The sequence below is a fragment of the Paenibacillus hunanensis genome, assembly GCF_034055775.1.
Classification (GTDB): domain Bacteria; phylum Bacillota; class Bacilli; order Paenibacillales; family Paenibacillaceae; genus Saccharibacillus; species Saccharibacillus hunanensis.
Genome location: NZ_CP139194.1, coordinates 491,860 through 505,067 on the forward strand (window position 1 = coordinate 491,860; position 13,208 = coordinate 505,067).

Annotated in this window: 12 protein-coding genes; 7 read left to right on the plus strand and 5 right to left on the minus strand. The window is 42.3% G+C overall.

Translation table 11 applies throughout. The annotated features are described in order from the left end of the window. Positions 1–163: 163 nt before the first annotated feature. Complete coding sequence (locus tag SK066_RS01920) at positions 164–385, minus strand: hypothetical protein (RefSeq protein WP_320543436.1); 222 nt, start codon at positions 383–385, stop codon at positions 164–166. Beyond that, the gene (locus SK066_RS23140; protein ID WP_407673732.1) at positions 337–678 is read right to left on the minus strand and encodes a DUF1492 domain-containing protein; all 342 of its coding nucleotides are present in this window, start codon (positions 676–678) and stop codon (positions 337–339) included. Before SK066_RS23140 ends, SK066_RS01920 begins: the two co-directional genes overlap by 49 nt. Positions 679–909: 231 nt before the next feature. On the opposite strand from SK066_RS23140, the gene SK066_RS01925 reads away from it, so the two are divergent. Then, complete coding sequence (locus SK066_RS01925; protein WP_188774365.1) at positions 910–1,425, plus strand: DUF2179 domain-containing protein; 516 nt, start codon at positions 910–912, stop codon at positions 1,423–1,425. Positions 1,426–1,577: 152 nt separating this feature from the next. On the opposite strand, the gene SK066_RS01930 is transcribed toward SK066_RS01925, so the two are convergent. The 3 genes from SK066_RS01930 to SK066_RS01940 all read right to left on the minus strand — a co-directional run bounded on the left by SK066_RS01930 (position 1,578) and on the right by SK066_RS01940 (position 7,205). Further along, positions 1,578–3,767, minus strand: coding sequence for a peptidase domain-containing ABC transporter (locus SK066_RS01930; protein WP_320543437.1), 2,190 nt, complete (start codon positions 3,765–3,767; stop codon positions 1,578–1,580). A gap of 35 nt (positions 3,768–3,802) precedes the next feature. Further along, a complete protein-coding gene (locus tag SK066_RS01935; protein WP_320543438.1) occupies positions 3,803–6,889 on the minus strand; it encodes a type 2 lanthipeptide synthetase LanM family protein in 3,087 nt (1,028 codons plus the stop codon). A gap of 157 nt (positions 6,890–7,046) precedes the next feature. Then, positions 7,047–7,205 (minus strand): type A2 lanthipeptide, encoded by a 159-nt coding sequence (locus SK066_RS01940; protein WP_320543439.1) that lies wholly within the window; start codon positions 7,203–7,205, stop codon positions 7,047–7,049. A 198-nt stretch (positions 7,206–7,403) separates the two neighbouring features. On the opposite strand from SK066_RS01940, the gene SK066_RS01945 reads away from it, so the two are divergent. The 6 genes from SK066_RS01945 (at position 7,404) to SK066_RS01970 (ending at position 13,103) form a co-directional block, all read left to right on the plus strand. Further along, positions 7,404–8,117, plus strand: a complete 714-nt coding sequence (locus SK066_RS01945; protein WP_320543440.1) for a response regulator transcription factor — start codon at positions 7,404–7,406, stop codon at positions 8,115–8,117. Next, positions 8,114–9,223: a sensor histidine kinase gene (locus SK066_RS01950; protein WP_320543441.1), complete on the plus strand. Its 1,110-nt coding sequence runs from the start codon at positions 8,114–8,116 to the stop codon at positions 9,221–9,223. The genes SK066_RS01945 and SK066_RS01950 overlap by 4 nt, the downstream gene beginning before the upstream one ends. 116 nt (positions 9,224–9,339) lie before the next feature. Continuing rightward, complete coding sequence (locus SK066_RS01955) at positions 9,340–10,269, plus strand: ABC transporter ATP-binding protein (RefSeq protein ID WP_407673733.1); 930 nt, start codon at positions 9,340–9,342, stop codon at positions 10,267–10,269. After that, a complete protein-coding gene (locus SK066_RS01960; RefSeq protein WP_320543443.1) occupies positions 10,266–11,024 on the plus strand; it encodes an ABC transporter permease in 759 nt (252 codons plus the stop codon). Before SK066_RS01955 ends, SK066_RS01960 begins: the two co-directional genes overlap by 4 nt. An 11-nt stretch (positions 11,025–11,035) precedes the next feature. Beyond that, entirely contained in the window at positions 11,036–11,779 is a 744-nt protein-coding gene (locus tag SK066_RS01965; RefSeq protein WP_320543444.1) for an ABC transporter permease, read from the plus strand. A 595-nt stretch (positions 11,780–12,374) separates the two neighbouring features. Beyond that, complete coding sequence (locus SK066_RS01970) at positions 12,375–13,103, plus strand: LytR/AlgR family response regulator transcription factor (RefSeq protein WP_320543445.1); 729 nt, start codon at positions 12,375–12,377, stop codon at positions 13,101–13,103. Positions 13,104–13,208 lie beyond the last annotated feature (105 nt).

A 13,208-nucleotide genomic window follows, 5' to 3' on the forward strand; every position in this document is an offset into this window, starting at 1 on the left:
AAAGGTAGGAAACTATAGTAACGATTGCTACATGAATTGTAGATAAACGAACTATAGATATATGAACTGGGTGTACACAAACTCTACAGCTATAAATTATGAAGATATGAACTACAATGGATCATCGTAGCAAGTGGCGAATACAATCAACTGACGAGCCGGATTAGAGCTGCTCGACTTTGAGCAGCTCAATCAGCTCCAAACGAAGCGCCTGCATGGCATCCTCGCGCGACATCGGCATATAGCGGCTAAGCTGGCGCATTTCTGGCTCATAATAGTCCAGCAGCTCCAGCATCGCTTGCTGTCCATCCGGGCGACGTGCCTGTTCCAGCAGGCTTATGAATTGTAGGTCTGGGAGAGGTACTGAATGCTTTTGCGTTTCCATCGATTCACCGCCTGTTGACTGATGTGCAGCTTTGCTGCCAATTCTTGCTCGCCCTGTCCTTCTATATACAGGCACGTCATAATTGTACGTGCCTTTTCCCATGGAAGGCTATCGATCCATTGCTGTACAATAATGGTATTCATTTCATCGGATTTTACGGAAAAAGGGTCAATTTGCTCATTTAAACTTAAATTTTCGTGATATAATCGGGTCTTGGCGCGGTATTGCATCCGCCAGGATGCTTGCCGTAGCCGCTGCCTGTATTGTTCGCTTAACGGTAAAATGACTGACATACGATTCAGCTCCTTTATGATCGAATGATGGAAATAATGTATAATGTAGGGAACTTATGTTCTTATTTTACTCTTGAAAGTGTTCCACAGCGCAGGAGTTCGATCGGTTCCATAGCTAAAAAAAAGACGATTTTTGGCGGAACCTTGCTGCTCTGACGGTAGGTTATGCAGCGTGCAGAAGATAGGCACGCGAGGAAGCTGAGGGAATGACCCGGAAAGGTGTTTTGGGGAATGTTTACGATTTTACTGTTTATTTTTGCGATTCAGATCGTGTATGTAACCGCGTATACGCTACGCACGATTTTGACACTCAAAGGTCAGAAATATATCGCCGCTAGTATCGGGACGATTGAGGTTGTCATTTATGTCGTTGGTTTGAATATGGTGCTCAGCTACCTGGATCAGATCGTGAGTCTGATCGTGTATGCTGTCGGGTATGGCATGGGCATTCTGCTTGGCTCATGGATCGAGGAGAAGATCGCGCTCGGTTATATTACGGTTAAAGTAATCAGCGATGCACCAAACTACAAGCTTGCTGAGGTGCTACGTGATAAGGGCTATGGCGTTACCGCCTGGATCGGTCACGGTCGTGACGGTGAACGGATTATGATGGAGATTTTGGCGAAGCGTAAAAACAGGGAGAACCTGTATAAAAACATTTTAGAGATTGATCCAAAAGCATTTGTGATCATGGTTGAACCGCGTGAATTCCATGGAGGATTCTGGACGAAGGCGATCAAGCGGTAGGCGATTGTGCAAGCTTGAGCGATCATATAGTATGACTTGCTGGTGTTATTCTGATAGGAAACTGAAAAAACCGCTACTACATCATTTGGATGTAATAGCGGTTTTTTGTCAATTAAACGGATATTAGTTGATAGAACTGCTTTTAATTAACGTCATGTGCCTTTTTTTTCATAGCTCGCTACTGGAATTTGTTCCTGCTCTTTTTGCTTATAAAATGCTTGATATTTCGTAGAAGATTGCAGTAGCTGAGAATGTGTACCTCGCGCAGCAATTTCGCCATTTTGCAATAAAATGATCTGATCAGCACTCATAATCGTACTCATTCGATGGGCAACTACGATACGTGTACAGCGTAGCTGATCAAGGTTATTGCTGATGATATTTTCGGTAATCGTATCGAGTGCACTGGTGGCTTCATCCATAATGAGTACAGCGGGGCGTCGTGCTAAAGCGCGTGCCATAATGATTCGCTGCTTCTGTCCTCCAGAAAGGTTGGCTCCCATTTCAGATACCATTGTTTCATAACCCATCGGCATTTTGATAATATCTTCATGAATATGTGCGAGCTGACAAGCATATACAATGTCATGGTGAGATATATGCTCATTATACATTCGAATATTTTCAAGAATGCTTCGGTTAAACAATAAGTCTTCTTGTAGTACCATACCAATATGCTGACGCAGACTCGATTTATTCAGTTCAGCAAGCGGAAGCTGATCATAATAAATGGCACCGGTGATAGGGGAGTATAATCCTGCTAGCAATGCAGCTAGTGTGCTTTTTCCTGAACCGGATTGCCCCACAATGGCTACCTTTTGTCCAGACTTGATCGTTAGATTGATGTTATTTAATAACGGCTGTCTGGAACTATAACTAAAGCTAACCTGTTGAACTATCACATTGCCTTGTAGCTGTGGCACTATTTTATCATCAGCAGTATGTTCAGACGAAGTATCTAAAATGTCGCGAATTCGATCTAGTAGCGTATCGATGCGAATTACTTCGCCAAATGAAGTTGCAAGCGAATGAAACGGCGTTAAAAACGTAATGACTAACGCTTGGAACGCAAATAATGTACCAAGCGTAATCTGCTGCTGAAACACCAGTATAGCTCCAATCCAGCTCACCAGTAGCGGAGCAATAAATAGGAAGGATGACTGTAAGGACTGTAGTTCATTTTGAAAAGAAAGCTTACGTCGTGTCGATTCTAATTGCTGGCTGAAAAGCTGATCCCATCCACGATAAGTTCCCTCTTCTGCGCCGAGTGACTTAATCACAGAGATACCTTGTACGGCTTCAGTCAAGTAGCCACTTGTTTGCGTTTGAGCGGTAATTTCTGTTTGAGTCAGATAGCGCAGGCGTGAGCGTGTTACAAATACAATTATCGTCTGAATCAATGCAATACCTAGAATTGTACTGGCGAGTGGAAACGATTGAGTAAACATATAAATCGTAAGTACTACAATAAGCAGTATATTGATTACGCTAGAAATCAATTGATTAGAGATAATCTGCCTGATTGCAACATTGCTGCTCGCTCGCATAATCAGATCTCCACTGGAACGTAGTTGAAAGAAAGAGTAGGGCAATGAAAACAAATGTCCAATAAATCGATGCATTAATGACTGATCCAATCGATTTTGTAGACGAATCAGCAATTGTCCATGAATCCAGTTAAAAGCAAAATATAATACCATCATGACTAGACCGGAAATGCCAATCAAATGAACCCATTGCAGTGAAGTAGTACTCAATACATGATCCACAATATATTTCAGCAATATTGGAATGCTAATCGCAATACCTTGAATTAGCAATGACCAGAGTAAAATCGAATATAACAGCTTCTTTTGCTGCCAGAAAAGCTGAAAAAATGCATATCGCTTTTTAGAGGACATCGATTTTGGCGTGAAGCTAGAATTAGGAATAAATGACATGGCCACACCAGAATAATGCTTTTGGAAGTCGGCTAACTTCCACTTGCTTCTTCCAGTTTCAGGATCAATGATAATCGCTTCTTGATCATTAATTTGCTCTAGTACAACATAATGTTTACGATCCCAGAATAGAATCGCCGGCAACATCATATGTGAAAGCGATTCTGGTGGCATTCGTTGCCCGCTTGCCTCCAGATGGTAACAAGCGGCAAGCTTTTTAAGTGTGAGCAGTGTAGTGCCCTGTCTAGCATCATCAGTATGACGACGAAGCTCTGGCAGATCAATATAATAACCGTGATAGCGAAGAATCATTGCCAGACAACATAAACCGCACTCCGATTGTTGCATTTGTTCAATAAATGGCACTTTCCGCTGTCGCCTGGATATGAATGCAGTCAACATCGTATATCCTCCTTCTGTTCCTTACATATACATCATTAGACTTTTGTTGGAACAGGAGACTCCAAAATAAGTACTGATGGAATCGAATGATTATGTAAACGAAGAAGTACATAACCGATTCCAGCAAGTCCGGTGAACAGATTAGGGGTAGGCTGTTCACTGCCTGGAATTCCACAGCGCCAATCTTCTGCCTTCGTATCCAGCTCATTCAGCATCATATTCATGCGTGTATATACTACATGGAGCAAGGAATCCTCCTTACGCTTAATAGCAGCGGATAGCAGAAAATCGAGATTACCCATATTGCCATGACAAAGGGAATGGCTTGTTTTATCAAATCCAGCTCGAATGGTTTTATAAATTGCTGTCTGCATATCTTGCTCCAGTATTTCATCCACGGCATAATCGCTAGCAAACAGTCGACTCAATCCTACACCAACGGCTCCATTGCACCAGTACACAGGGAATAATGGCTCATTAGTCACCTCAACATTGCGCAGGTCAGTCCAGTTTTGCTGTTGTTCATTGAATAGCGAATTATCGTAGCGAACTGCTCCCTGTGCTGCTTGCAAATAACTCATCTCACCTGTGGCGTGGTGCAGGCGATATAGTGCAAAAGCGATACCTGAGCTACCATGGGCTAACCCCGCAAGCGGTTTGCCGTGACTACGGTTGCTTTGTAGCCAAGCAAGTCCTCCATGCAGTGGAATGGCTTGTTCGATTAATCTCTCTCCATAGACTTTAGCGGTCTGCAGACTGTTTTCATAACCAGATAACTCATAAAAGTCGAGCAAAACTGGAATAATTCCTGCTGCTCCACCCAGAAAGTCATACATCGAATCCTGGGATGGCTGAGCAGCAATGCGATCAACAATATGTCTTCCTCTAGCTAGTAATTCTGTTTGTGGAAATAGATGATAATAATGATGAATAGCATACAATATTGAAGCATAGCCAGTGAACGCGGAAGCACTAGCTTTAGGATAAGTCGTATCGGTATACTCTTTCCATACACCTTCAAGACAGGCCCAGGCAGCCTGTTCAAAGCGAGCTTGTCCACTTTCTTTAGCCAGATAAGCGTAGAAAATACCGATGCCCATCAGACCATCATAAATGCCCAACTCCATTGCTTTATATTCTACCTGCTCAAAAGGGTTAATACCTAATGATATCCATGTTACATCCTGATCATTCTTACCCCAGATCGCTTCTTCCAGCAGGCGCTCTCCAATTTGAATCGCTTCTTGCACATAGCGTTTGGTTTCATATTGATAACGACGATTATCATCAAGAGGCTGAGGTGTAAGCTGATGCTGATTATCATCCGTTAATTGATGAATAACACGTACCGTGCTTAGTGCATACTCGATATGTTGAAGCTGCTCTGCCAGATCTAACGTAGTCAGCTTCTCGACTGTGCGCATGACTCTCGTATAACTACCCTGCTGATAAAATCCATTAATGCGAGTTGCCCTCTGGTCATAGACGACTGGAGAGCATGGAAGTGACCAGAAATAAGGCACATCATCTTGGAGCAGATCCATTATTTCCGATTGTACGACTTTGGCAAGAATCGGAAAGCGATCAGCACCCTTCTGTACAATGGAGCATAGCTGCTCGCGTGCCTGACCATTTTTTAAATATTTGGGATGCCTGCTCGCATCCAGAATTGTACTATACACTTGAGTTTCTCTGACGATATTACGAATAGGCACGTACTTAAAAGGCGCTAACAGACCGTTTTCGCTGAGAAATACTTCTCTGTGTTGCATAATAACTTCATACATGGCTGTAAAACCGTGCTTGATCTCAGTTATAAAATGTCCTGCGTCATCGAATAGTTCCTGTTCATAAATAGGATGATTATGTTGAATTTTGACTGGAATGAATGATTTGGCAATTCGCATTTGATCCGTAAATGGCTCAGCAAATTGATAGGCGACCATTTGCTGTGCTTGCTGAGATCCTAATCCACTAATGTCCAATCGGATATCAGTGGTGTTACGTATAGAGATAGGCAGCAGACTTGTGCGAAGTACCGATTCATTCAACTTGCTTAGTGCACGATTGGTAGCTGTATCCGTTTTCGCATACAGTGTATTGTTATGGAATAGTGCTTCTAGATCGATGAGTACCGGATCTTTTCCGGAAGCGATAATATTCTCATAATGCATATCTGTAGCATTCAGTATGTATAGCAAAGCAAGATACTGACCTTGACGTATATAAAATTCAGTCACATCCGTCATCTTCTCGCATGGTTGATGATAGACAAATTCAACCCAGCCATAATCGTCGCGATTGGTGACAGCGATTGTACGGAATGGCGCAGGGATCGGTTTATCATTGAACCATTGCAATAGGTTCTGGAACTGCTGATCTACAGCGAGCGAATGCGGTTTGTAGACGATTGAAGTATGATCTCTAAAATGGAATAACAGTACACTTTGGCCTCCATTATGCAAGTCGCCGAGAAACGCAATGTCGGTAATCAGTGGAATCGACGGCATAGGAGCGGAGAACAGCACGTGAGCATCCTGAAGCAAGCGTGCTACGGGCTGCAAAATAGCATTAATAATTGCCGTAGTTTTCTCGCATAACAATCTTCCCAGCACTGGATAATGAGATAGCCATTCCAGTATCGCACCTTTAGAGTGAAAGTGCTGCTCTACAAAATAATGATAACGTGCTTCAGTAGTTTCTCCTTGAAGATGACCGGATAGGCGACTTTTATTTAGTTCGAAAATAAGAGTTTTGCCCGCAATTTGTATGGTTGATTGCAACGTTTGCAATAAACTGGCTCTCAAAATGGCTTGTTGACCATCCATGTCGATCTTCTGTTCTGTTAAGGCCTGGGACACTGTATGATATGTATAATTCAAAAATGGCAGTGCACACTCATGAAAAGGAACGGACTGCACATCTAATGTATTCAATATTGTAGTGAATGCATGATTTTGCGTTGGCGCAGTATCTGTAAAAATCGTGCTTAATGTGCGAAACCAGGGGAGCGTCTCCATATTTTCAGCAGGCACAAGCTCGTAAGAGTAAAGGGCATCCAGCCAGACGCTACTTTGAAGTAGCGAGGCGAGGTTCATTGTACGATTCATTTGCATTGCCATCGAGCAACCTCCTCATTGTTCAAAACTATAATAAGTAACCCATCCATCAGTACAATTACGAATAGAAACAATTTCAAAACAGCTGGTAAAAAAAATCAAGAATAAAGGCAGGGCGCCTCTATTCTTGATTTGCTTCCTTTGATTGCAAAGCTTTCTCTTAGCCTCTACCCAGACAACAGATAAATGCGACTGTACCAAGGTAGCACTCCGAAGTCGCTGTTTTTACAACGCCATCGCCGCCGCCAGCGATATTTTCCAATTCTTCGTCGGACAGTTCGTTAATCGCTTTCAAAGCTTCCAATTCAACTTTGTTCAATGAACTCATCTCCTTTCCTTATGTATATCCATATTTTATTAAATAATAAATTTATTTCCATAGATTGTTAATGAACGGATTATATAACGACATGAACAGATAGCTAACGATACTGAAAGGATAAATTCGAGAAAGTTTCCTTTTTTTATTAAAATATGAAAAAATAAGATAGAATACTACGTGAAATGAGGGATTGTAATGCAACGTTTATTACTTGTGGATGATGAAGAAGGATTACTCGATATGCTCAGTGCCGCTCTGAAAATGGAAGGGTTTCAGCATATTGATACAGCGACAAATGGGAAGCAAGCGCTGGAATATGTAGCTAGCCGATCATACGATGTCATTGTACTGGACGTTATGCTACCCGATACAGATGGTTATATTTTGTGTGGGAAAATTAGAGAGGTCACACGTTGTCCGATTTTGTTTTTGACGGCGCGCTCTACCGATTTGGATATGCTGACCGGGCTCAATGTGGGTGGGGATGATTATATTACCAAGCCCTTCAAACCACTAGAAGTTGTTGCCCGTATCAAAGCGAAGATTCGTCGTGAGCGTGTATACCGTGATACGAACGATACGGCTGAGCATGCGGTATATGAGTACGGCTTTATTAAAATTCATACGGGAACGGCACAATTGTTCGTGCATGGTGAAGAGGTGGTATGCACAGCACGAGAATTTCAGTTGCTAGCTTTTCTGGCACAACATCCAAACTATATTTTTAGCTTGCAACAGTTATACGAGCGAATCTGGGGCATGGATAGCGCCGGGAATACGAATACCGTTATGGTACATATTAACCGCCTGCGCAAAAAGATTGAAGTTGATCCGAACTCGCCCAAAATTCTGGTGAATATACGGGGACTTGGTTACAAATTTATTCCGCCAAAGGATGAGGAAGCATGAAGCTACGACTCAAGCTGATTTTATTATTTTTAATTCATTTGTTCATCGTAGTGAATGTGATCTATCTCGGCTTTGCCCTTCTGAATTCGGTGAGTTTAGATTTGCTATCTCGCTTGAGTGGGGAAGTGACTGTTGCCGATCGTATTGGACGTACGATTGCTGAATACCATACTGTGATCATTTTTCTGCTTGTTGTACTGTCGTATAGCTGGATTCTGATTAGTCCGATTTTACATATTTTAGAATGGATTCATCTGCTGGCGAACGGACAATACGATGAGCCGATAGATAAAAAGGGTATTCCACGCAGCATCTCGAGGCGTAGAGGAAAAATTAAGTATACGTTTGTACTGTACAAAGGTGTGATCGATCATCTTCATCACCTGAGCTATACATTAGAACAGAATAAAAAAGCACGGGAAGAGTTGGAAACGATGAAGCGCGAATGGGTGGCAGATATTGCTCATGACTTAAAGACCCCATTGTCGTATGTAAAAGGATATTCCTCCATGTTGCTGGAGCAAGGGCAGTGGCATGAGACGGATCAACGTAAATTTATATCCAAGATCGAAGAGCAGGCAGAATATATGGAGCATCTGTTGCTTGATTTGAATGATACGTTTCGCTTTGAAGCGCCGGGCTTTACGATCGTCAAGCAGAAGCAGGATATACTGGCAAGTATACGAGAACTGCTTATCGATTATACGAATAATCATACTTTAGCGGATCACCAGATTCAGCTATTGAATGATCCTGAGGAAAAGATGATGTATGCGTTCAATGGGCCATTTCTGCAACGTGCTTTTGTGAACATTCTTGGTAATGCCATACAACATAACCCGCCGCAAACAACAATCAAGGTTCACGTGCAACGTATGTATGATCGCTTAACCATACAGATTGAGGATGACGGTAATGGAATGAGTCCGGACACGGCCGCGCATCTTTTTGAGCGGTATTATAATGGACGTCAGCAATCTGCTCGCAAAAGCTCCGGTCTCGGCATGAGCATCGTCAAGCAACTGGTCGAAGCTCATAACGGTACCATTGAGGTAGAAAGCGAGGAAGGCAAAGGCACCGTCGTCAAAATCACATTGCCCTATTAGGATGTACATTTCCAGCATCATTTTCTAATCCAGCCGTATCATTTGAAAAGTTTAGGTCAAGTTAAGGTAATACGTATTACGTGTTTAGATTGGTCTCTTATACTAGCTTCGAGGTGATGAAGATGGTCCACATTATTGAGACCCGTCAATTGAGAAAAGACTATAAAGGTACGGCTGTAGTGAATGACATTGATCTAGCAGTGGAAGCGGGAGATATTTATGGATTTCTTGGGCCTAACGGTGCAGGAAAAACAACCACTATCCGCATGCTGTTGGGATTGATTCAGCCTAGTGCAGGCGATATCCGCATTTTCGGCAAGTCACTCGCTGATCATCGAATGGAGATTTTGCGCGGCATTGGCTCACTTGTGGAATATCCATCCTATTACGGTAATCTGACTGGTCAGGAAAATCTGGAGGCGATTCGTCGCCTGCTGAAGGTAAGAGACAAGAAGCGCAATCTGGATATTTTGAAAACGGTTGGATTGATGGATGCGAAGGATAAGCTGGTTAAAAATTACTCTCTTGGTATGAAGCAGCGTCTTGGTATCGGCATTGCGCTGCTCGGTATGCCCAAGTTGCTTATACTAGATGAGCCAACCAATGGACTTGATCCGGCAGGTATTCAGGAAATCCGTGAGCTAATCAAGACATTACCTGCTCTATACGGAATTACGATCCTAATCTCCAGTCATTTATTGAATGAAGTCGATCAAATGGCGAGCAAGGTAGGTATCATCCATGAGGGAAAATTGATTTTTCAAAATAGTATTGAAGAATTACGCAAAAAGAGCAATCCACGTATCACAATGAGGCTCAATGATTCGGATCATGCACGTATGCTACTACAGCAGGAAGGCTGGAGTGTTGCCGTACAGCCTAATGGACAGCTAGAAATCCATGAGACCGATGATCAGAAAATCGCCTATATTGCAGATAAGCTCGTACGCAAAAATATGGAGATTTATCGGATTGAGGAACAGAAACGGTCGCTGGAAGATATCTTTCTTGAATTTACCGGCCCTCAAAGGGGAGTTATTTCATGAATCCAGCTATTGCAGCCGATCGGATTAAATTAAAGCGTTCGTTTATCACTCCATTGTCGTACGTATATCCCCTGTTTATTATTGCGGCTGCTCTCATTATTATGGCTGCACAGCAGCAAAAGCTAATGGAGCAGGGCAGCAATATGTGGTATACGATGGTCGCTGTAATCCATTTTCTGATTATGTTTGTCGTGCCGATCAAGCTTACCATTATTGTGTCTAATCTGATCAATGTGGAGCACCAGACGAATGCATGGAAGCTATTATTTGCCTTACCGGTGAAACGATCCAGTCTATACTTTAGCAAGCTCTTTTATGTATTAAGAGTATGCGCCGTATCTGCAATCTTTTTGTTCATTGGTTTTATTGTGATTGGCAATCTGTTAGGATTTGCAGAGTCACCGCCGTATAGTGTGCTTCTTAAAGAGGCAGTCTATCCTTATATTGGTGCGCTACCGATTATTACCTTTCAGCTCTGGCTGTCTATGAAGTTTAAAAACCAGGCATTTGCAATCACGATTGGTATTTTCGGCGCGATCTGTATGTTCTTTTTACAAATGAATACGATCACTTCCTATCTGTTCTGGGCTTATCCTGCACGAATGACACCGCTTGTCCAGGTTATTGAGAATAACGAGCTGGCAGGTATCGTACCGAATCCAGATATCGCAATCTACATGGTGCTTAGCATCATATTCGGATTGTTGTTCATGCTGCTAGGCTTGCGCCAGTTCAGACTGCAGGAAACGGATTAGGAGGTTAGATTATGCTCAAAACATACGTTGGATTTGAATGGTTTAAGCTTAAAAGACAAAAAGTGAGCTTGCTGCTTATCATTGTGCCACTCGTCAGTGTCCTGCTCGGCATCGGAAACTTTTTCGGTAACTACGATGTACTGATGGATCAGCCGGGTGATAATGCATGGCTAGAAATGTGGACACAAATTACGCTCTTTTATGGCATTTTATTTCTGCCTGTATCGTCAGGAATATTTGCGGCACTGGTGTGTCGAACCGATCATTTGAATGGTGGTTGGAAGCTACAATTTGCCTTGCCTATAGCGCGTTCTATCATTTACTGGGCGAAACTGATTGTCATTTTGACGCTTGTCCTAATCATGCAGCTCATCTTGCTGGTCTGCTGCCTGATTGCCGGAAAGCTTGCTGGCATTGATGACGCGATTCCTATTGGCTTTATGCTCGGCGCCATTCTGTTAAGCTGGTTTGGCACATTTTCATTATGTGCGATTCAGCTCTGGTTGTCCTATCGAATCAAAAGCTTTGGTATCCCGCTCAGCATCAATATTGTGCTTGCACTAATGGTATTCGCAGCTTTTGCTTCCAAATGGGGAATGTTATACCCTTGGGCTCAGCCTGCCTTTGCTATTGCTGCACCGCAGGAAAGCCCGGTCGAATCGATGCCTTTATTCATCACCAGTATCGTGATCATATTCGGCGTACTGGTTACGCTAATATCTACTCGCTTTGGCAAAAGTGACCTGAAAGTATAATCTCAATCTACTGTGATTGTCCACGTGGGCTCGACTTGCTAACGTACAGAAAGGAAGTGTGAGTGAAATGGAACAAGAAAAACACCAGCAAAAGCAAGGCCAGGACATGATCCGCTGGATAGCGCTTGTCCTTAACATATTTGCAGGCTTGTTTCTGTTACTTGCTGTCTATTATATCGTTTGGAGCATATGGAATCAGGAAAATTACTCCAGCATCATTGTATATTCCATTGCGTTATCGCTAAGCTTCATTACCGTACAACAAGTACTTAACAACCGTAAAACGTTTATCATATTTGCAATCGCCGCTGTGATCTTCTGTATTATGGGTATCTTTCACGTAAATGTTACTTCTATGTTCTATTAACATGCATACGATTTATTTTGGCTCTAGTCATATAACTTGTAGCTTTCAAACCTGGGAATCTACCAACCATATCTGTAGAACGTAAATTCCCAGGTTTCACTTAAAAACAATCCTTTGTCCTCGTTTATGTATTTGATGTAATAGTCTATGAGATTTGAATAAGCCCGTCCTTTAAGATTTTTATACAGCATAAGCAACAAGAATAAACAAACAAGACAGGTGATAATCATGCTACATGCGCTAATTGTTGGTTCATCCAAGTCGCATTCCGATTACATGCTGAATATGCTTCGCTGTTTGAACGTGAGTCTGTCTCATAGCATTGCCTGTACCGAGCAAATCAATCGCCGTCTGAGCGAACATTGTATTGATATTGTATTTTTTAATGCGGATCTGAATGAACCGGATATACGGCTTGTTGTAGAGCGCCTTCGTCTTCAGCATCCATTTCTTGGAATCGTTTTTCTCGCTACATGTCCATGCTTTGCGTTTCGAGCGTTTGAGCTAAATGCGATCGATTATTTAGTTGATCCATGCAGCGAGGAGCGCTTCCGAAGTTGTATTCAAAAAATATATGTATACTTGCAACAGCGTAACAAAGATGCCGTACATACAACCGCTCCTTTATTGTCGATCAAGATGGATAACGGTATTCATTTACTTAATCAGAAAGAAATCGCCTATATTAATGCTGATGGACGCTCATCCAGATTAATCGTAGGCACAAGTGCCAAAAAAGCATTTGTTGTCGGCGAGTCGCTCAAATCTATTGAGCAACGTATCGATTCGGGCATGTTTATTCGTACACATCGTAGCTATATTATTAATCTGAATCACATCCGCAAAATTGAAGCATCGGGGCAGACTAATCTCGTCTTTTTCCGTTCATGCCCGGATATTGCTTACTTAAGTAAAAATTATGCCATTTCTTTATATGAAAAGTTGAATTTACGATGAGCATCATCAACCCATATATAGTAACACTATAAAACATCGTCAAATCCCATATAACCGCATCCAGCTTTATTTCTAGCAAAGAAACCCATCACCAATGTAAAAAGA